This window comes from Bradyrhizobium sp. SZCCHNS1050 (assembly GCF_032484785.1).
Taxonomy (GTDB): Bacteria; Pseudomonadota; Alphaproteobacteria; order Rhizobiales; family Xanthobacteraceae; genus Bradyrhizobium.
In genome coordinates this window covers 98,813-118,257 of the sequence record NZ_JAUETR010000003.1, presented here as the reverse complement: position 1 = coordinate 118,257, position 19,445 = coordinate 98,813, and the positions used below count along the sequence as shown (strand labels likewise).

General features: G+C 66.3%; 17 protein-coding genes. All 17 read right to left on the bottom strand.

What is annotated here, in order from left to right:
* Window positions 1–3: 3 nt before the first annotated feature.
* Entirely contained in the window at window positions 4–1,026 is a 1,023-nt protein-coding gene (locus QX094_RS32415) for a xanthine dehydrogenase family protein molybdopterin-binding subunit (RefSeq protein ID WP_315717446.1), read from the bottom strand.
* Between the two features lies 1 nt (window position 1,027).
* Window positions 1,028–2,602, bottom strand: coding sequence for a xanthine dehydrogenase family protein molybdopterin-binding subunit (locus QX094_RS32410; protein ID WP_315717445.1), 1,575 nt, complete (start codon window positions 2,600–2,602; stop codon window positions 1,028–1,030).
* A 12-nt stretch (window positions 2,603–2,614) separates the two neighbouring features.
* Entirely contained in the window at window positions 2,615–3,094 is a 480-nt protein-coding gene (locus QX094_RS32405; protein ID WP_315717444.1) for a (2Fe-2S)-binding protein, read from the bottom strand.
* 3 nt (window positions 3,095–3,097) lie between these two features.
* Window positions 3,098–3,919 (bottom strand): FAD binding domain-containing protein, encoded by an 822-nt coding sequence (locus tag QX094_RS32400; RefSeq protein ID WP_315717443.1) that lies wholly within the window; start codon window positions 3,917–3,919, stop codon window positions 3,098–3,100.
* A gap of 15 nt (window positions 3,920–3,934) precedes the next feature.
* Window positions 3,935–4,378, bottom strand: coding sequence for an SRPBCC family protein (locus QX094_RS32395; RefSeq protein WP_315717442.1), 444 nt, complete (start codon window positions 4,376–4,378; stop codon window positions 3,935–3,937).
* A gap of 4 nt (window positions 4,379–4,382) precedes the next feature.
* Window positions 4,383–4,820 carry an SRPBCC family protein gene (locus tag QX094_RS32390; protein WP_315717441.1) on the bottom strand — a complete coding sequence of 146 codons (438 nt, stop codon included), beginning with the start codon at window positions 4,818–4,820 and terminating at the stop codon, window positions 4,383–4,385.
* A gap of 6 nt (window positions 4,821–4,826) precedes the next feature.
* Complete coding sequence (locus tag QX094_RS32385; RefSeq protein ID WP_315717440.1) at window positions 4,827–7,724, bottom strand: flotillin family protein; 2,898 nt, start codon at window positions 7,722–7,724, stop codon at window positions 4,827–4,829.
* Between the two features lie 76 nt (window positions 7,725–7,800).
* The gene (locus QX094_RS32380; RefSeq protein WP_315717439.1) at window positions 7,801–8,646 is read right to left on the bottom strand and encodes a phosphoenolpyruvate hydrolase family protein; all 846 of its coding nucleotides are present in this window, start codon (window positions 8,644–8,646) and stop codon (window positions 7,801–7,803) included.
* Window positions 8,647–8,651: 5 nt separating this feature from the next.
* Window positions 8,652–10,871, bottom strand: coding sequence for an ABC transporter permease (locus QX094_RS32375; protein ID WP_315717438.1), 2,220 nt, complete (start codon window positions 10,869–10,871; stop codon window positions 8,652–8,654).
* Window positions 10,864–11,646 (bottom strand): ABC transporter ATP-binding protein, encoded by a 783-nt coding sequence (locus tag QX094_RS32370; RefSeq protein ID WP_315717437.1) that lies wholly within the window; start codon window positions 11,644–11,646, stop codon window positions 10,864–10,866. The genes QX094_RS32375 and QX094_RS32370 overlap by 8 nt, the downstream gene beginning before the upstream one ends.
* A complete protein-coding gene (locus tag QX094_RS32365) occupies window positions 11,639–12,727 on the bottom strand; it encodes a branched-chain amino acid ABC transporter permease (protein WP_315717436.1) in 1,089 nt (362 codons plus the stop codon). The genes QX094_RS32370 and QX094_RS32365 overlap by 8 nt, the downstream gene beginning before the upstream one ends.
* A gap of 1 nt (window position 12,728) precedes the next feature.
* Window positions 12,729–13,739, bottom strand: a complete 1,011-nt coding sequence (locus QX094_RS32360) for a branched-chain amino acid ABC transporter permease (protein WP_316175865.1) — start codon at window positions 13,737–13,739, stop codon at window positions 12,729–12,731.
* Window positions 13,740–13,938: 199 nt separating this feature from the next.
* Window positions 13,939–14,763 (bottom strand): AraC family transcriptional regulator, encoded by an 825-nt coding sequence (locus QX094_RS32355; protein WP_315827785.1) that lies wholly within the window; start codon window positions 14,761–14,763, stop codon window positions 13,939–13,941.
* 119 nt (window positions 14,764–14,882) lie between these two features.
* Window positions 14,883–16,133 carry an ABC transporter substrate-binding protein gene (locus QX094_RS32350; protein ID WP_315752524.1) on the bottom strand — a complete coding sequence of 417 codons (1,251 nt, stop codon included), beginning with the start codon at window positions 16,131–16,133 and terminating at the stop codon, window positions 14,883–14,885.
* 314 nt (window positions 16,134–16,447) lie between these two features.
* The gene (locus QX094_RS32345) at window positions 16,448–16,801 is read right to left on the bottom strand and encodes a hypothetical protein (protein ID WP_316175866.1); all 354 of its coding nucleotides are present in this window, start codon (window positions 16,799–16,801) and stop codon (window positions 16,448–16,450) included.
* Between the two features lie 197 nt (window positions 16,802–16,998).
* Window positions 16,999–18,330, bottom strand: coding sequence for a lysine N(6)-hydroxylase/L-ornithine N(5)-oxygenase family protein (locus QX094_RS32340; RefSeq protein WP_316175867.1), 1,332 nt, complete (start codon window positions 18,328–18,330; stop codon window positions 16,999–17,001).
* A gap of 18 nt (window positions 18,331–18,348) precedes the next feature.
* Window positions 18,349–19,410, bottom strand: a complete 1,062-nt coding sequence (locus QX094_RS32335) for a GNAT family N-acetyltransferase (RefSeq protein WP_410052619.1) — start codon at window positions 19,408–19,410, stop codon at window positions 18,349–18,351.
* Window positions 19,411–19,445 lie beyond the last annotated feature (35 nt).

The window sequence follows — 19,445 nt, the reverse complement described above, 5'->3', positions numbered from 1 at the left end:
GCGTCACCGCCGCGTCTGCGGCCGGGCGCCGCCCTGGGCCTTGATCGCGCGCAGCACTTTCTCTGGCGTGATCGGCAGTTCGTCGAGGCGCACGCCGACGGCGTTGAAAATCGCATTCGCGATGGCAGGAAGCACAGGATTGGCGCACATCTCGCCAGGGCCCTTGCCGCCGAACGGTCCGTCGGGCGCCGGCCGCTCCAGCACGGCGATGTCGTGCGGACAGATGTCGCCAGGTCCCGGCATCAGGTATTCCACGAAGTCGCGCGGTCCTTGCTTCGGGTCCGGGTAGTACGGCTCCGTCGTCTCGTAGAGCGCGTGGCTCATGCCCATCCAGGCGCCGCCGACCAGCTGCTGCTCGACGAGGCGGGGATTGAGCGCGCGTCCCAGCTCATAGGCGCTGTCCATCCTGACCACGCCGACCTCGCCGGTCTCGTCATCGACCTCGACCTCGGCGACGAGACAGGCATGCGCGTAGCAGGTCGCCGGGGACATTTCGCCAGTCTCGGGATCCACCTCCGACAGCGGCACCAGGAAGATGCCACGGCCGGAGATGGTCTTGCCCTGGCGGAACTGCGCGGCGATGGCGACGTCCTTCACCGAGATCGAGCGATGCGGCGCGCCCTTGACGTGGATGTTGCCGCGACCATCCGTTTCGAGATCGCTGGCGTTGACCTCGAGCTCCTCGGCCGCGGCCTCCATCATGACGCCACGCGCCTCCTTGGCCGCCGCCATCACGGCATTGCCGACGCGATGGGTGCCGCGCGAAGCGAACGAGCCCATGCAATGCGGGCCGGTGTCGGAATCGGCGGTGTCGACATAGACGTCCTCGACCGGCACGCCGAGCGTCTCGGCACAGATCTGCCGCGTCACCGACTTCATGCCCTGCCCGAGATCGATCGACGACAGCGCCACCGTGAACTTGCCGCTGGGGTTGGAATGCACCAGCGCCTGGCTCGGATCGCCGCCGAGATTCATGCCGATGGGATAGTTGATCGCCGCCATGCCGCGGCCGCGGTGCCTCGTCATGTCAGCGCCTCCTCGTGCCGAACACCGACGAGAACCGCGTCGCGCCGTGCCCCGGCGAAGGCGCCGGGCTCGTTGGCGGAGGTGGTGGCGGCTCGGGTTGTGGCGGCGCCGAGAGACCACGATCGTAGCTGGTGCGTTGCTGCGCCGGCGCAGGCCGCGCGCTCACCGGCTCTCGTGGCGTGGAGGGAACAGCCGCCCGCGCCCCGCCGCCATCCTTGCGCGAGGACATGCGCCGGAACTCCTCGCGGATCGGCCATTTGGCCTTCTCGGCCGCGACCTGGACGCATTCGATCAGCGCGGTGTTCTTGGCCTCGCGGCGATGCGCCTTCATGTCGCCGTCGCGATAGGCGTTGAGGATACGAAACTCCATCGGGTCCATGCCGATCAGATGCGCGAGCTTGTCCATCTGGCATTCGAGCGCGAAGTCCATGCCGGTGATGCCGAAGCCGCGCATCGCGGTGGCCGGCGTGCGGTTGGTGAAGATGCAGTAGATGTCGCCATGGACGTTCGGGATCGTGTAGGGCCCCGGCAGGTGCGCGGCGCATTTGACCACCGCGTAGCTCGACAGCCGCGTATAAGCGCCAGAGTCGAAATAGCCGCGGATCTGGCGCGCCACGATGCGGCCGTCACGCATGACTCCGTCCTTGATGTAGATGCGCTCGGCACCGCGGGGCGGCCCGAACTGCATCTCCTCCTCTCGTCCGAGCACGTAGCGCACCGGGCGCCCCGTCAACATCGCAGCGAGAATGGCGAGCGGCTCGGTCAGCGTGTCGACCTTGCCGCCGAAGCCGCCGCCGACCGTGCCGCCGATGAAGTGGAATGTGTTCGACGGCAGATCGAGGATCTTGGCGCAGGTGTCGAGCGAGAAGAACAGCGCCTGGGTCGAGGTATAGACCACGTAGCGGCCGTTGGTGTCGGGCGCGGCGATCGAGCCGTTGGTTTCGACCGGCGCGTGCTCGATCGGCGACATCTGGTAGCGCTGTTCCAAGACATGATCGGCGCCGGCAAAGCCGCGCTCGACGTCGCCAAAGCGCAACTTCTGGTGGTCGTAGCGGTCGTGATAGGTGAACGTATTCTTCGGATAGGTCTCGTTGACGGTGGGCGCGCCCGGCTTCAGCGCCTCCTCGACGTCGAACACCGCCGGCAAGATCTCATAGTCGACGCGTACCCTGGCCGCCGCCTCGGCCGCCGCGCGCGGCGTCTCGGCGACGACGGCGACGATCGGCTCGCCGCGGTAGCGTACCTTGTCGACGGCAAGCGTCGGCTCATCGTCCTTGCCAAAATTGATCAGGCTGAGCAGCGTGTTGAGATTGCGCGGCACGTCGCTGCCGCGGATGATCCGCCGCACGCCCTCGCTCCGTTCGGCCTCGCTGGTCTCGATGCGGCGCAGCCGGGCATGCGGCTGCGTCGACCTCACGACCTTCAGATGCAGCATGCCCTGCAGCTTGTGATCGTTGAAATAGGTCGAGGTCCCCGTGACATGGCCGAGCATGTCCTGGCGTTGGGTGCCCTTGCCGACCTCGTTGAGATTGTCGTCGCGCTCGTCGGCGAAGATGTCCTTGCGCAGTTCCAGCATGGCGATCTCTCCTCACGCACTCGCGCGCAGCGACGCGGCCGCCGCCAGCACCGCATTGATGATCGGCTCGTAGCCGGTACACCGGCAGATGTTGCCCGAAATCGCCTCTACCACCTGCTCGCGGCTTGGCTGCGGGATCTTGTCGAGCAGCGCCTTCGCCGCCATCAGCATGCCCGGCGTGCAATAGCCGCATTGCGCGGCAAAACCCTCGGCGAAGGCGCGCTGCAGCGGATGCAAATTCGGACCGCTCTTGATGCCGTCGAGCGTCTCGACCGCGCGGCCCTCGACGGCTTCGGCGAGCGTCAGACAAGACAGGTGCGCGTCGCCATCGATGAGGACCGTGCACGCGCCGCAGCCGCCCTGGCCGCAACCGAATTTCGGCGTGAGGTCGCCGATCATCTCGCGCAGCACGACCAGCAGATTGGTGCCGCCGTCGACGAACAGCGCGACATCGCGACCATTGTGCCGGAACTGAAGTGGGGTCTTGGCCATGCTCTAGCTCTCCTGTCCCGACAACAGCCGCCGCAGATGGACGCCGACCACTTCGCGGCGATACCACGCGCTGGCCAGCGAATTGTCGGTGGGTGCCGTTCCCTCGGCCGCCGCAGCAGCGGCGGCACTGATCGCGCCGGCGTCGAACGGCCGCCCTTCGAGCGCGCGCTCGGCCGCCTTGGCGCGGATGGCGGTCGGGGCCATCGATCCCAGCGCGATCCGCGCGCCGGTCACGCGGCCGCCACTCTGTGGAAGATGCGCCGCAAGCGTGATCACCGATCCGCCCTTCGGCTTGATCCGGGCGATCTTGCGATAGCGGAACGCATCCGCCGACGCAGGACGGATGCACGACACGCCGACCACCAGCGCACCGGCCTGGCGGTCGCGCGATTGCAGGAACTCCTCGATCGGCATGTCCCTGACGCCGAAGCTGCCCTGCAGCGAGACGATGCCGTCGAGCGCCAGCAGCGCCACCGTGAAGTCGCCGAACGGCGCCGGAGCGAACAGATTGCCACCGACGGTCCCCATGTTGCGCACCGCCGGGCCGCCGATCGAGCGCGCCGCCGGATGCAGGAAGGCGAGATCGCGCTCGGCCAGCACGCGGGCGAAGGTGACGCCGGCGCCGATCCTGATGCGCGCGCCTGCCGCATCGATGCCCTGCAAGGTCCGGTCGGTGGCGCGGATGACCGTCGCAATCGAGACGTCGCCCTCATTGAGATCGCGCATGACCAGCGTGCCGCCGCCCAGGTAGCGCGCCGCGCGGTCCGACGACAGCGCAGACGCAGCTTCGCTCGCGGCCTGAAACGTCTTCACCGTGACTGGCATCGATTCACCTCGTCCTCATGCCGCCTGCTTCAGATGCGATCGGATCGCCTCAAAGCCGGCCTGGTAGATGTCTTCTGCCACCATGCGCGACAGCGCCTCGGCCAGCTCGGGCCGCGTCGTGAAGCGGCTCTCCCAGTGCCAGAAGGTGCGATCACCATCGGTGACCGGCAGCAGCCGGACATGGGCGACGTAGTTGAACAGCTGGACCGGCGTATCGAGCAGACAGTAGCTGAAGCTCTGCTCGAGATCGGACAGCGCCAGCAACTGCTCGCGCAGCTCGGAGCCGTCCTTCAGACGAAAGCGCCTGACACAACCGATCTTGTCGGACGTCTGCGAACGCTCGATCGCAGAGGTCGCCACCGCCGGGTGCCAGCGATCATGACCGTTGAAGTCGCGCAGCACCTCCCACACGGCCTCGGTCGGCGCATCGATGATGGTGCTCTTGACCACGTGCGGCACGGCGTCAGCCCCCAAACGCGCGCTTGAGCGCATCGAAGCCGCCCTGGAACACGCCGCCGCCGATCGAAGCCACCAGATCAGCCTCGCGCTCCGGCGCGCAGTCGAACTCGGCGGTCCACTCCAGAAACGTCTTGTCGCCGTCCGTGACCGGTGTCAGCCTGAGGGTCGCGACGTAGTTCGATACGCCCATCGGCGATTCCAGGATCGAGTAGGTGCAGAACATGTCGTAGTCCGACAGGCCGAGCAGCTTCTCGCGAATGCGGTCGCCGTTGCGAAGCCGGAAATCCCTGACGCAGCCGATCTTGTCGGCGGGCTCGCCGCCCTCGATCCGGCTTTCGGCGATCGCCGGATGCCAGTTCGGCAGGCCGTTGAAGTCGCGGACGCGCGCCCACACCCGATCGTTGCGGGCACTCACGACGGTGGAGACGTAAACCCTCGCCATCTCGCATCAACCCTTCTTGCGCGGACCGCGATCGGTCGGCGGCTCGGACGGGCTGCCCTCGCCCGATCCGGCGCCGCCGCCTGTCTCCTTGCGCGCCGAGGTTTCTTTCCGGATTCCCTGCATGTCCCTGGCCTCGCGGATCAGGCCCGGCATCTTGGCAAGGCTGCCGCCCTCGACGCCGATATCGGAGAGAATGGAGTCGATCAGCGGCGCCTGGACGCGGTAGCGCAGCGCGGAGTCGATCACCTCGTCGGTCGCGCTGCGGCCGCCATTGCCGTTGCCGCCATTTCCGTTCAAGCCGTCGACCTGCAGGATGCGGATGCCCTCGATCTTCTCCATCGGCTTGACGCTCTCGCGCACGATGCCCTCGATGCGGTCGAGCAGCTTGCGCCGGAACAGCGAGTAGCGTGCCTGGTCGGTCAGGACGTTCTCGGCCTCGTTGAGCAGCTTCTGCGCCTCCGCTTCGACCGCGGCACGAACCCGCTCGGCCTCTGCGGCGATCCGCGTCTCCTCGGCCTGCTTCTCGGCCAGCAGCACCTCGACCGTCTTACGGCGGCGGGCAATCTCGCTCTCGCGCGCCGTGACGACTTTCTCCGCCGCTTCCGTTGCACGCGAGCGCGCCTCTTCGGCCGCGACCTTGGCCGCGGATTCCTCCAGCGATTTTTGATACAGCGCGATGGCCTTCTCCATCAGCGCAGTCTCGACGTCCTTCTCGCGGTTCACTTCGAGCTTACGCAGCTCGCGCTCGCGGCCGATGCGGGCCTCGTCGAGACCACGATCCGAGGCGATGCGGGCGCGTTCGACCTCCTCACGGGCCGCGATCTCGGCCTCCTGCAGCGACTGGACGCGCGCGACCTCGAGCTGCTCGATCGCCCGGCGACGCTCCAACCGGACGGCCTCCAGCGCCTGCTCGCGCGAGACATCGGCGGTCTCGACCTGCCTGCGCGCGACGATCTCGGCTTCCTTGACCTGACGATCCGCATCGATGCGCTCGGCTCGCTTGGCGGCGAGCTCGATGACGCGGGTTTCGTCGGCGAGCTCGATCGCCTTCTTGTGGTCGATGTTGAGCACCTCGCGCGTCCGCGACGAAGCAATGCGCTCGGCCTCCAGCGCCAGCTCGACCTCGATGCGGCGCCGCTCGACCGCCTCCCGACGCTTCAGATCGGCGGCCTCGACGGCCTCCGTGCGCTCGATCTCCAGGCTACGCGTCTCCTTCTCCGACTGGATCCGCTTGGCTGCTACAGCCAGCTCCTGGGCGATGCGGGCCGCTTCGATCGCCTCGCGCGAGGCGATATCGGCCTCCTCGATGGTCCTGACGCGCGCGATCTCCAGTGCACGCACGCGTTCCTCCTGGGCGATGCGGCTGGCCTCGGTGGCCTCGCGCGCGGCGATGCCGGCGATCTCGATGCCCTGGTTGCGCTCAATCTCCAGCCTGCGCGTGGCGTGCTCGGCGGCGATCCGTTCCGCCGACAATGCCTGCTCGCGCGCGATCCGGGCGGCCTCGACCGCTTTCTGCGCCTCGATCTCAGCCTCCTGGATGTTGCGCACTTGGGCAATCTCGGTGGCGCGGGTGCGCTCGTCGGAGCTGATGCGCTCCAGATTGACGATCATGGTCTGCGCGATGCGCGCCTTCTCTGTCGCCTCGCGCGCGGCGATCTCCGCCTGCTCGATCGCGCGGGTGCGTTCGATCTCGCGGCGGCGTGTCTCCTCGTCATTGGCGATGCGCGCATCGGAGACGACGCGGTCCTGCTGAATCCTGGCCTTCTCCACCGCCTCGCGCGCGGCGATCTCGGCTTCCTCGATGGTGCGGGTCCGCTCGATATCGCGTTGGCGCACCTCGCGCTCAGATTCGATGCGCGCGGCGTCGATCGCGCGCTGGTTGGCGATCCGCGCCTTCTCGATGTCCTCGCGCGCCAGCAGCTCCCTCTCTTCGACGGCACGCGTCCGCTCGATCTCGCGCTGCCGCGTGTCGCGCTCGGCAGCGATTCGGGCCTCGGCAATCGTCAGTTCGTTCGCGATCCGCGCCTTCTCGATCGCCTCGCGCGCCATGATCTGTGCCTGCTCGGCCTCGGTCTCGCGCAGCGCCCGCTCGCGCGCCACCTCCGTCCGCTGCAGGGCGCGGCGCATCTCGATGTCGCGCTCCTGCTCCAGCCGCGCCGTCTCGCTCTCGCGCTCGATATCGAGCGCCTCGCGCTCGGCTTCGAGGTTGCGGGTCCGAATCTTGATCATCGAGTCCTGCTCGATATCGTTGCGCAGCTTGCGCTTGCTCTCGATGTCCTCCATCAGCCGCGTCAGGCCCTCGGCATCGAACCGGTTCGAGGGGTTGAAAAATTCGAGATCTGTCTGGTCCAAATCGGTGATCGCCACCGATTCCAGCTCCAGGCCGTTCTGGGCCAGCGCCTCGGCCGCGGCCGCCTTGAGACGGGACACGTAGTCACCGCGCTGCTCGTGCATCTGCTCCATGGTCATTTCAGCGGCAACCGAGCGCATGGCCGAGATGAACTTGCCGGACAGCAGCGCATGCAGCCGCTCCGGCTCGAGGGTGCGACGGCCGAGCGTCGCCGCCGCGATCGACACCGCCTCGCGCGTCGGCTGGACACGAACGTAGAAGTCGGCCTCGACGTCGACCCGCATGCGGTCGCGCGTGATGACGGCGTCCTGCCGCGCGCGCGTGATACCCATCGGCAGCACGTTCATGTTCACCGGCGTATAGTCGTGAATGAAGGGCAGCACGAAGGCGCCGCCATTGATCACGACGCGCTCCCCGAGGAAGCCCGTGCGGACGAAGGACACCTCCTTCGAGGAGCGGTGATACAGCCAGTTGACGATGTAGACCGCGACCACGATGACGATGATCGCAATGATCAGCCAAAGAATCAGCTCACCGATCAGAGCCCCGGACATCTCATTTCTCCCTCAGTCTCTCGTCCGGCGAATGCGGCGCCTCAGCGCCGCTGCTGCCGGATCTCGTGTTGTCGCCTCAGACGCGGCGTGGCCGCGCGCTGATTGCCTTGAAATGTCGTACCTGCTCCGTCAGTGCGCGCTCCACCGGCAGCCGCTCCATCGAGGAGGCGCCGTAGAAGCCATGGCAGTTCTTGGTGTGCTTCATGATGAAGTCGGCGTCGGACGGCTCCGCGATCGGGCCGCCATGCGCCAGAACTAGAATCTCGGGGTTGACACTGAGCGCGGCCGAGGCCCAGCTGTCGATCAGGCCGGGACAGTCTTCGAGCTTGGGCGCGGTCTGCGCGCCGATCGAGCCGCCGGTTGTCAGACCGAGATGGCAGACGATGATGTCCGCACCCGCGATCGCCATGCCCGCGGCCTGGGCTTCATTGAAGACGTAAGGCGTCGTCAGCAGGTCCTTGTCATGCGCGCGCCCGATCATGTCGATCTCCAGCGCGTAGGAAATGCCCGTCTCCTCGAGATTGGCGCGGAAAGTGCCGTCGATCAGGCCGACGGTCGGGAAGTTCTGCACACCGGAGAAGCCGAGCGCCTTCAGCTCATCGAGGAACACATCCATGTCGCGGAACGGGTCGGTGCCGTTGACGCCCGCGAGCACCGGGGTCGACTTCACCACCGGCAGCACCTCGCTGGCCATCTCGACCACGATGGCATTGGCGTCGCCATAGGCCATCAGTCCGGCGAGCGAGCCGCGGCCGGCCATGCGATAACGGCCGGAATTGTAGATCACGATCAGGTCGATGCCGCCGGCCTCCTCGCATTTGGCCGACAGGCCGGTGCCGGCGCCGCCGCCGATGATCGGCACGCCACGGCGCACCATGTCGCGAAACTTCTTCAGCAGCGGTGCGCGCTCATATCTCGGCATGACCATCACCTCGCCTGTCTGCGCCGCGCCGGCAGCCGCCCAAGCATCGGCCGGATGGCGCCGACGACCACTGCTGCGAACTCATTGTCGTTGATGTGATGCGGCACGCGGATCAGGCGCCGGCTCGAGGTCTGCCGTACGGTCTGCTCGAGACTGCGGAACAGCGCCTCATCCGCCTCGCGATCGAAGAACGGCTGCCCGGGCGCATCGAGCGCGGAGACGCCCTTTTCCGGCAGGAGAAACCGGACCGATCCATCCATGCGATTGAGCCGCTCGCCGATCCAGCGCCCCATCTGCGCGTTCTCCGCGGCCGTCGTCCGCATCAGCGTGACCTGCGGATTGTGCACGTGGAATTTGCGGCCGCGGTAGCGCTCGGGAATGGTCTCGGGCGCGCCGAAATTCACCATGTCGAGCGCGCCGACCGAGCCGACATAGGGCACGCGGCTGCGGATGATCGCGCCGAAGCGATCCTCGGTTGCCGGAAACACACCGCCCATCAGCAGGTCGCAGACCTCGGTCGTGGTGAGATCGATCACGCCGGCGAGCATGCCGGAATCGACCAGCTTCTCCATCGAGCGGCCGCCGACGCCGGTGGCGTGGAAGACGAGGCACTCGTAGTCGTCGCGCAGCTCGGCCGTGAGCTTCTGCACCGCCGGCGTGGTCACGCCGAACATGGTGATGCCGATCGCGGGACGTTGCGGTCGGGTGCTGTCAGCGATAGCGGGCTTCCGCTGGCGGGCCATCACCATGCCGGCAAGCGCATGCGCGCCATTGCTCAGCACCGCGCGCGAAATCGAATTGAGTCCTTGGACGTCGGTGACCGAGTACATCATCGCGATGTCGGCCGGCCCGACATAGGCGCCGACGTCGCCGGATGCGACAGAGGAGATGATCAGCTTGGGCACGCCGACGGGGAGCTCGCGCATGCCCGGCGCGACCAGCGACGTTCCGCCGGAGCCGCCCGCCGAGATGATACCTGCGACATTGTCCTGCCGGCGCAGCCAGCGCCCGAACGCCTCCGCCATCGCGGTGACGGATGCGCCGCGGTCGGCACCGAACACGGCGGGACCGCCGCGCGGATGATTGAGCGCGATCTCCTGGGCCGAGACGTCGCAGCTCGTATGGCGTCCGCTGGTGGAGAGGTCGACCAGCCGGGTGCGCAGCCCGTGGCTCGCGACGAGATCGCGGATGAAGCGCAGTTCGTCACCCTTGGTGTCGAGCGTGCCGGCGACGATCACCGCGGGCGGACCTGACGTGATCGGCGCGGCGCGCTCGCGGCCCTGGCGCGCGGCCTCGTCAAGTCGGCTGACGCTGGTGGAGAGCGTGCGCGCCTTGGCCTCGATCTGCGCGATCGGCACCGGCTGCGACCAGCGCGTCGGCAGCACGGGATTAGAGACGTAAACCTTGACGGGCGCAGCTTTCGGCGTCGTTGACACCGCCGCACGTGCGGCGGGCCTCTCCTGAACTTCGCCCGTCCCGAGATCGGTCTCGTCGCCGGCATGCTGGCCGACACCGAGCAGGCGCTGCTGCAGTTCGCGGTCGGCGGCGAGCCGGGCCGAGTCGATGATACGGTTGATGCGGCCATTGACCATGATCGCGACGCGGGACGAGATCGCGGTCGCAACGCCGATGTTCTGCTCGATCACGAGCACCGCCATGTCGCCGTCCTGGCTGAGCCGGATCAGCATCTCCTCGACCTGGGCGACGATGACCGGCGCCAAGCCCTCTGTCGGCTCATCCATGATCAGGAGCTGCGGATTGGTCAGCAGCGCGCGCGAGATCGCCAGCATCTGCTGCTCGCCGCCCGACAACTGGCCGCCGCCATTGTTGCGGCGCTCGGCGAGCCGCGGAAATGTTTCGTAGACGCGCTCGACGGTCCAGGCGCCGCGGCGCAGGCCGGCGGCGAGTCGCAGATGCTCGTCGACGCTGAGCGAGCGCCACAGACGCCGCCCCTGCGGCACATAGCCGACGCCGAGCCGCGCGATGCGCGCCGGATTGAGCCCGGTGATATCATTGCCGCGCAGACGCACCGTGCCGGCGGACGGCCGCAGCAGGCCCATGATGGCCTTGCACAGCGTCGTCTTGCCCATGCCGTTGCGGCCGACCAGCGAGAAGACGCCGCTGTCGAGCCGGAGATCGACGCCCTGCAGCGCATGCGAATGGCCGTAGTACACGTCGAGGCCGCGGACCTCGAGCGCAGGCGCGGAGCGGCGGACGTCATTCATGGCCGCCTCCGAGATAGAGCTCCTGCACCTCCGGATCGGATTCGATCTCCTGCGGTGCGCCTTCCTTGAAGATGCGGCCGTTGTGCATCATCGTCACGCTCTCGACGACGCGCAGCGCCACGTCCATGTCGTGCTCGATGATGATGTAACCGATGTGCGGCGGCAGCGACGTCAGGATCTCGACCAGCTCGCGCCGCTCGGTCGGCGACAGACCCGCCGCCGGCTCGTCGAACAGGATGAATCGGGGCGCGCCGGCCAGCGCCAGCGCGATCTCGAGCTGCCGCTGCTGGCCATGGGCGAGCTCCGAAACCAGTTGATCACGCACGGACGTCAGATGCACGGCCTCGATCAGGCGCTCGGCCGCCTGCATCAGGGCGTCATTGGCGCTGGGACGCAGCATCGAGAAGCGCGCTCGCGAGACGCCACGGCATGCCAGATAGACATTGTCGCGCACCGACAGGCCGAGGAACAGCGCCGAGATCTGGTAGGTGCGGCGCAGCCCGCGGCGGATCCGCTCGTAGGGCGGAAAGGCGGTGATGTCCTCGCCGAAGAAGCGGATCGTGCCTGAGGTCGGCAGGAAGTCGCCGGTCACGCAGTTGAACAGGGTGGTCTTGCCGGCGCCGTTCGAGCCGAGCACCGCGCGCCGCTCGCCGGGCCGCACCGTGATCGTGATGTCGGTCAGCGCGGCGAGCGCACCGAACATCCGCGTGACACCGCGCAATTCGAGGGCTGCAGTCGAGCCGAGCGCCGAGAGCCGGTCAGCGACCCTATCCATGGCCGTGACCTCCGGGGCGCGACCGCGGCTCCGAAGCCTCGCTGCGACGGCGCCACCGCTCATAGAGGCCGATGACTCCGTCGGAGGACCAGAACACGATAGCGAGAAAGCCGAGCCCGATCAGCAGCCGGAACCGGTTGCCGTCGAGCCCGACCTTCACCAGGAAGTCGAGCGCGAAAGTGCGCAGGATGACGAAGATGAAGGCGCCGATATAGGGCCCAACCGGCCGGGTGATGCCGCCGACGACGGCGACGATGAGAATGTCGATGCAGCGCTCGACCGCGACAGATCCGGGCGAGATCTGCCGATAGTTCCAGACCTGGAGCACACCGCCCATGCCGGCGATCAGGGCCGCGAACGCATAGGCGGCGATGCGATGTGCATTGACGTTGAAGCCGAGCGCGGCCATGCGCCTGGGATTGTCGCGCACGCCCTGCAGCGCCAGGCCGAACGGCGCGCGCGACAGATAGAGCACAGCGAAATAGCACAGTGCGGCCACCGCCAGCGTCAGGTAATAGAACGCGACGTCCATGCGCCAATCGACGCCGAGAAAATGTGGCGTGGCGATCGTGTTGATGCCGGTGTGGCCGTTGAATATCGCCCAGTTCTGATTGGTGAAATAATAGAACGCCGCGCCGATCGCGAGCGTGATCATGATGGTGTAGATGCCCTCGGTGCGTACCGCCAGCGCGCCGCCCAGCGTGCCGAACAGCACCGCGAGCACCAGGGCCATCGGCGGCGCCAACCACCACGGCCATCCGAGGCTGATATTGGCGTTGCCGCTGACGCCGAACACGGCGACCATGTAGCCGGCAAAGCCCGCGATCGTCAGCTGCATCAGGCTGACCATGCCGCCATAGCCGGCGAGGAACATCAGGCTCAACGCGATGGTTCCGAGGATCAGGGTCGTGCCGAAGATCTCGATCAGGAAGAAGCCGTTGGCGATCAGCGGCATGATCAGCAGCAGCGCGGAGACCGCCCAGGCCCAGGGCTGCTCGGTGGCCGACCATGCGGCCGGCTGCCGTGCGGCGCCGCCTGCCAGCATGCTCTCCCGCGCACGTGCCTCCTGGATCAGCGACATCTCATCGCCTCGCCAGGAGGCCCTGGGGCCGCAGCGCGAGCACCAGCACCATGATCAGGAAGGTCACGACGATCGCATAGGTCGGGATGTAGACCGAGCCGAGCTGCTCGGCAAGCCCAATGATCAGCGCGCCGAGCGCGGCTCCCGGGATCGATCCCATGCCGCCGACGATGACGACGACCAGCGAGGCCAGCAAAAAGCGCGTGTCCTCGCCGGGTGAGATCGACTGGAAGGTTCCGCCGACCACGCCGGCAATGCCGGCCAGCCCCGCGCCCAGTGCGAACACCAGCACGAAGACGAGCTGAATCTGCACACCGGTCGCCGCCAGGATCTCGCGATCATCCACGCCGGCGCGCACGATCATGCCGACGCGGGTGCGGTTGAGCGCGAGCCACATCGCGACGCCGATCACGACGGAGCCGCAGAAGATCACCAGCCGCACCAGCGGATACTGCAGGAACACAGCCTCGCCCGACGATTTCATCGCCGTCATCAGCGGCAGCTGTACCGGCCCGATCAGCCAGGCTGGCGTCTGGATCTGATAGAAGTCGCCGCCGAACGCCCACAGCATCAGATCGGCGAACACGATCGAGAGGCCGATCGTCACCATGGTCTGGCGCAGGTCCTGGCCCTCCATGCGGCGAAAGACGAGCAGCTGCAGGAGAACGCCGATGGCCGCGACGACAATGAAGGCGGCGACGAAGGCGAGGATCCATGACCCGGTCGCGGCGGACACGCCGTAGCCCACATAGCCGCCGAGCAGATAGAGCGAGCCGTGCGCAAGGTTGACGTTTCGCATCAGGCCGAAGATCAACGTGAACCCGCTCGCGACCAGGAAATACAGCCCGCCCAGCGTGATGCCGTTGAACACCGCACTCAGGAACACCTTCTTGCGGCCGATCGCCTCCTCGAGCCCCGGCGGCCAGACGGCGAAAATCAGCCACGCCAGCAGCGCCAAGACGAGAAGAATGATGAGGGACCAGATCGGGTGACGCTCGATGAAGCGGCTCATCGTCCCTCCCTCACGACAAGAGGGACGGATCCGTCGTCACAGCGGAAAGGCGCATTCAGCCGAAGATCGCCGGGTCTGCCGGCCATCGCTCGTCCTCCCTCGTCGGATCCTTTTGCGGATCACGTTGCCCAGAGTGTAGCGGCAGACGAGAGTGCGCACTTGATCGACAGTCTCTTTTCGCGCGACGCGCAGCAGCACATCAGGCGCGCAGCACCTTTGCAGCGCGGCGATAGTCGGTCGGCGCCATGCCGACATTGCCGGCGAAGAAGCGCGTGAAGCCGCTCTGGGAGGTGAATCCGAGATCGAACCCAATGTCGGCAATCGGTGCTTCCGTTGCCACGACGGCATCGAGCGCCCGCTCCATCAGCAGCGTATTCAGATAGAGATTGGGCGTCACTCCGGTCTGGCTGCGGAACAGCCGATAGAAATGCGGCCGCGATAGTCCGGATTCGCGGGCGATCTGATCGAGCTCGATCTCGGCGCATGGACTGTCCGACATCAGCTTGATGCACTTGCGAACACGAAAATCCGTCACTTCCGCGCATGGCCGTTCGGGCATCTGCTCCGAAACGCGCCAGCTTTCCTCGTAGCAACTGTCGATCAGCTGCCGCAGCTCGCCGTCGAGGCAACCGAGCGATGGCGCGCCACATACCAACGCTGCGGCGCGGCGAATGCAGCGATCGAGCGCGGCGGTCCGCCGGAAGCAGGTACGACCAAACCGCAAGCCCTGCTCGCGCGCGGCCGATGGCGTGAACCACTCCGCATTGACGTAGAGCACGAAGAAGATGGCGCCGTTGCCGACATCGTTCGGCAGGAAATTATGCGGTTCCCACGGATTGACCGCGACGATCCAGTTCTCGCCGATCTGATAATGCTGATCGCAGACGTCAATATCGGCCGGCGTCCCGCCAACGTGAAAGATCAGATGTCCCTCGCGATGGGCATGCACATTGAATGGCCGATTGAGCTGATAAACCGTCGCACGGCCGAAGCGAGCATGAAAGACGGCGAGCGCCCTACTCATCACTTCCTCACCGAAATGGTTCTTATTATTCGTCAGCGTCGATCATCGCTTGGCAGAAAGCAAGGGACGCGACGACGCGGCCCGAGCCCGCTCGAGCCGCGTCGCCCTCTGCAGAAAGGTCAGTACTTCTTACATTCAGGCACGGTGCGGCTCGGCAGGCCGATCTTGGCGAAGGTGGCGGCATCATATCCCAGCGTCTGGTTGACGTCGGGAATCACCTTCACCACCTTGCTGAACAGCGCGCCCTTGCCGTCGTCGACGACCTCGGTGACGAAGTTGGTGCCGATGGCTTGGCGGTTGGCGTCGAGCTTGATCTTGCCGTTGGGGGCATCGATCTCGATCTTCGCCAGCGCCGCCTTGAGCTTGGCCTGGTTGTTCGACAGATCGCCATTGACCTCGCGCAGCGCCAGGATCAACGCCATGGTCGAGCCATAGTAGTTGGTGGCGAGCAGCGACGGGCTCGGGAAGCGCTTCTCCGGCGGGAACGAGTCCTGATAGGCCTTCACGAACTTCTGCCAGCGCGGATCCTCCCAGGTATCGGCCTGACCCGACGCCGCAATCGTACCGATCAGGGCGTTCTTGGCATTTCCCTTGGACGACAGGATGGTCTGGTCGATCATGATCGAGCCGCCCATCAGGTGCGCCTTGCCGCCGGCCTGCTGATACTGGTTGAGGAAGTTGACGGCATCGGCGCCGCCGAGACCGAGATAGATCGCATCGACGTCATCGGGCAGCGCCGCAATCACCGACGCGAAATCCTTGGTGCCGAGCGGGACCCATTGCCGGCTGGTGATCTTGCCGCCCAGGCCGCAGAACTCCAGCGCCAGGCCGAACACCTGGGTGTAGATGAAGGAATAGTCTTCGCCGACGGTCGCGATCTTGCGATAGCCCTTGGTCTCGTAGGCATATTTGCCGAGGCCGACCTGCCATTGGGCGCCGTCCATGTTGAAGCGGAAGAAGTTCGGCGCGGGATCGACATAGGTCGTCTCCTGTGCGCCGGACGCGGCGTTCACGAAGGTCAGCTCAGGGTGTGTCTTGGCGAAGTTCTTGACGGCGATGCCCTCGTCGCCCGACAGCGGCGACAGCAGGATCTGTACCTTGTCCTGCTCGATCAGCTTGCGCACGGCACGGACGGCCGAGTCCGGCGTGGCGTCGGTCGACGCGACGACGAATTCCAGCTCCTTGTCGCCGACCTTCTTGCCGAGCACGTTCAGCGCGGTGACGTGTCCGCGCATCCCGTCCTCACCGAGCACGGTATAGGTGCCCTCCAGCGTCGCCGTGACGCCGACCTTGATCTTTTCCTGCGCGAATGCCGTGCCGGACAGCAAAAGCGCCGTGAACACGGCGATACCTACACTTCGCATGTGCATCGAACTCCTCCCTTGTCGCCCATTGCCGGGGCACACGAGCGTGTGCCGGCCACTGTTTTTCTGGCCATGTTGGCAGCGGACCTTCCCGGCGCCTCGCGTCATCTCTGACGAGCGACGGTCAGTCCCCATCGACCGCGGAGGCTACCGGATGAGCCGAGCGCGCGTGCAACCCGCCTGGCCTCGACCTTGACGACGAGTCTCATTTTCCATGATGCGACGCGATAAGGGCGTGATGCATTCCGCGTGCGTCGCGGTCCCGTCAGTCCCCGGCAGGCGCGGTCGGCGACCTCGCCCCGCTGCAGAGCCCGAGCAACTCAACTGCCTCGGCCCGGCTCCCTCGGATTCGTCTTGGCGTTCAGTCGTCGCGATCGTACCGTCACCCGGGAGCGACGGACGCGCCGCTTCCGGAATTCCAACCCGCACATGACGATATCGATGCTTTCATTCGGGCGCCGAACGCGGCGCCCGTGGAACGCGAGCCATTTCTCGACCTGCCGCACGACCACGCGGCCGAGGTCCAGCCGCCGCACCAGCTCTTCACGCGTATGCAGCGAGGCGATGTCGACGATGTAGTCGAGCCGCTCCGACATGGTCCGGCCGACGAGCCGCGCGTATTCACTCGATACCAGCAAGGTTACGACCCGCTCAGGCAGATGCGGCTCACCCATTTCCAATCCTGCACTCCACCGTGCCCGCCGGCCGACCCGAAAGGTCGGCAATCCGGCAAATGCAGGCACGGCGCCCCCCGATCACAATTCGACCGTGACACGCCAGGGACGGCCCGGTCGCCGCGACGATATCCTTTCGCCTCATTCCACGACGCCGCGCGCGGCGCGCTCATCGTCGCTCTGCACTCGACTTTCCATCACGAGTACACGCGCTCCGCCCGGTCGCGAGACGGCGCTGCATCCTGGTCTCTCCCCGTTGTCGACACGAGCGACTTCGTGATCTCCTGAGCCCGCATCGGCAACACCGAGAGCAGCGTGTCGCTCAGGCCGTGCGAGGTTTCGGCGCAGCCTTGGACATAGACTTGTGGACAAAACGCCGGGCTTGTCCGCAGACGATAGTCGCGATCGAGCGACGCCGACTCGATGTAGCGGCTGATCGGATCGAGACACGCCGGGACCGGAGATCGCTCGTAGCCGGTGGCGAGCACGACGGCATCGTACACTGCCCGGCGGCGGACCTCCTCGTCCTTGTTGACGAACTCGAGCTCTATCCCCTCCGGGACGGCATGAGCTGCGACGATCTCGCTACGCGGATGGAGCGTCAGCTTCCGAGCCCCGGCGACACGCTGTTGGTACGTCATCCGGTAGAGCTGATCGAGCAGGTCGGGGTCGACCACCGCATAATTGGTATTGCGGAAGCTGCGGACGATTTTCTCGCGCTGGCTGTCGGACCGCGAATGGAAATAATCGGTGTAGTCCGGGTTGAAGATCTCGTTCACGAACGGGCTGCTATCGGCCGGCTTGAGGGCGTGCCCGCGGAAGACCAGATCGATGTGGGCGTCGGGAACCCGTTCGCTGAGATCGAGCGTGACTTCAGCCGCACTTTGCCCGCCGCCGACGACCGCCACCCGCGGCGACCGGCTGTTCGATCCTGCCGCAAGCGACGAGCCGAGATAGCCGCTGGTGTGCACGACCCGCGGATCGATCGCGACCGCTCGAAATACCGACGGGATGTGCGGCACGCCGCCGACGGCGGCCACGAGGTGCCGCGTGACGCGTGACCGTTCTTTCCCGTCAGCCATGCGCGTGAGCACGCGGAGCGCGGTGACGGACTGGCCGGCGTGCACGGGCTCGACAGCCTCGACCGTCTCTCCATACGCAACCATGCCGCTGAACTGACCGGCGACCCAACGGAGGTAGTCGTTGAACTCGATCCGGCTCGGATAGAACGTCTTGCAGTTGGTGAAGTCGAGCAGCCGCCCGGATTTGTGCAGGTAGTTGACGAAGGTGAACGGACTGGTCGGATCGCGAAGCGATACGAGGTCCTTGAGGAAGGAGATCTGCATGTTGCTGCCGGGCAGCAGCATGCCGCCATGCCACTTGAAGTCCTGCTGCTTCTCCAGGAACAGGGACCGACATTTCAAGCGCTGCTGTCTCGCGCAATCGTCGAGCGCGATCGCCAGTGCGAGGTTCGATGGCCCGAAGCCAATGCCGACGACATCATAGTCAGGGGCAGGATGATACGACATGGTGATGCTCCGTCCGCGCTAGGCTTCTGTGGGTGCTTCCTTGGTCGCCGGCTGCCACAGCCGGTCGCCGAAGAAGCGCTCGCGCAGCAACATGACCAGGGTTGCCCGCTTGTGTGGGAAATCGAAGTTCTTGAGCCGGGCAAACCCAGCCAGATCCAGGTTGCGCAGCTGCTGCGAATGCGCCGCCGCCGGCTCGCCGACGATACGCTCGGTGCGGCAATCGTCGAGGAACATGTAGTGCATGAGCGAGGGAAGCCAGGCCGTGATGAAGCGGCGGCCCCGGAAGCCGTCCTCGCCAACGATCACGTGCCAGCCGCGATCATAGTCCGCCGCATCGTAGAACGGCGCGATGCGATTTTCCTTCGCCCAATAGAGCTCGAAATAGCCGAACGGCTGATCACCGAAGGAGCCGATCAGCGGCACCATGTGCGGGTCCGACATGATCCGCGACAGATACTGTCGGTGCTTGTCGATGTCCCCCGCTTCGTTCCAGAACGAGTCCACCCGCGGATCGTTGAGCCAGCGGTGGACCAGCAGGAGATCGTGAGCGATGTCGACGACGCGAAAACTGACGACGTCGGACAGCCAGGGAATGAAGCGGGCGTAGACGGTGCCGACCGGCTTGGGCGGCCGCCGCGGATGCCGCCTGCCGTCGGTCATCGCGTAGGACAGCGGAAACGCCGGGCGCGCGGCGCCCGTCAGCCAGTTCTCGCGAAGCTGCATCACCATGTCCGGATACAGCGTCAGCCTGCCGTCGGTCACGACCGCAACGCCGTCTTTCGCCAACGCCGATGCTGCTGCCGGGTTGTCGTCAGGCGTGATGACGAGCCTCTCGAGCGACGGCGCCCAGCCGAAGACCGCTTCGGCCATTGCCGCCACTCCGCGCGACACCCGGCGCCAATCATCGATCCCGTCGTGCACGATCAGACGCGTCAGTTCGCCATCCGGCCGAAGCGACAGCAACGGCGCGCCGTCCGCGATCACCCGGAGCCCGTCATCGTCGCGAACGACCGACATTGTCGCATCGGTTGCGACGGGGAATGTCCGGACACTACCCCTAGCGCTCGCAGTCGCGCTCATGCGAACTCCTTCCCTCTCATTGATCTGCACGGGCG

What these genes read in the sequence shown, in the direction of transcription:
- QX094_RS32355 (WP_315827785.1), bottom strand. Translation starts at nt 14,763, where the DNA reads ATGAGTAGGGCGCTCGCCGTCTTTCATGCTCGCTTCGGCCGTGCGACG.
- QX094_RS32410 (WP_315717445.1), bottom strand. Translation starts at nt 2,602, where the DNA reads ATGCTGGAACTGCGCAAGGACATCTTCGCCGACGAGCGCGACGACAAT.
- QX094_RS32375 (WP_315717438.1), bottom strand. Translation starts at nt 10,871, where the DNA reads ATGAATGACGTCCGCCGCTCCGCGCCTGCGCTCGAGGTCCGCGGCCTC.
- QX094_RS32370 (WP_315717437.1), bottom strand. Translation starts at nt 11,646, where the DNA reads ATGGATAGGGTCGCTGACCGGCTCTCGGCGCTCGGCTCGACTGCAGCC.
- QX094_RS32400 (WP_315717443.1), bottom strand. Translation starts at nt 3,919, where the DNA reads ATGCCAGTCACGGTGAAGACGTTTCAGGCCGCGAGCGAAGCTGCGTCT.
- QX094_RS32365 (WP_315717436.1), bottom strand. Translation starts at nt 12,727, where the DNA reads ATGTCGCTGATCCAGGAGGCACGTGCGCGGGAGAGCATGCTGGCAGGC.
- QX094_RS32415 (WP_315717446.1), bottom strand. Translation starts at nt 1,026, where the DNA reads ATGACGAGGCACCGCGGCCGCGGCATGGCGGCGATCAACTATCCCATC.
- QX094_RS32385 (WP_315717440.1), bottom strand. Translation starts at nt 7,724, where the DNA reads ATGTCCGGGGCTCTGATCGGTGAGCTGATTCTTTGGCTGATCATTGCG.
- QX094_RS32340 (WP_316175867.1), bottom strand. Translation starts at nt 18,330, where the DNA reads ATGTCGTATCATCCTGCCCCTGACTATGATGTCGTCGGCATTGGCTTC.
- QX094_RS32380 (WP_315717439.1), bottom strand. Translation starts at nt 8,646, where the DNA reads ATGCCGAGATATGAGCGCGCACCGCTGCTGAAGAAGTTTCGCGACATG.
- QX094_RS32360 (WP_316175865.1), bottom strand. Translation starts at nt 13,739, where the DNA reads ATGAGCCGCTTCATCGAGCGTCACCCGATCTGGTCCCTCATCATTCTT.
- QX094_RS32350 (WP_315752524.1), bottom strand. Translation starts at nt 16,133, where the DNA reads ATGCACATGCGAAGTGTAGGTATCGCCGTGTTCACGGCGCTTTTGCTG.
- QX094_RS32405 (WP_315717444.1), bottom strand. Translation starts at nt 3,094, where the DNA reads ATGGCCAAGACCCCACTTCAGTTCCGGCACAATGGTCGCGATGTCGCG.
- QX094_RS32345 (WP_316175866.1), bottom strand. Translation starts at nt 16,801, where the DNA reads ATGGGTGAGCCGCATCTGCCTGAGCGGGTCGTAACCTTGCTGGTATCG.
- QX094_RS32390 (WP_315717441.1), bottom strand. Translation starts at nt 4,820, where the DNA reads ATGGCGAGGGTTTACGTCTCCACCGTCGTGAGTGCCCGCAACGATCGG.
- QX094_RS32335 (WP_410052619.1), bottom strand. Translation starts at nt 19,410, where the DNA reads ATGAGCGCGACTGCGAGCGCTAGGGGTAGTGTCCGGACATTCCCCGTC.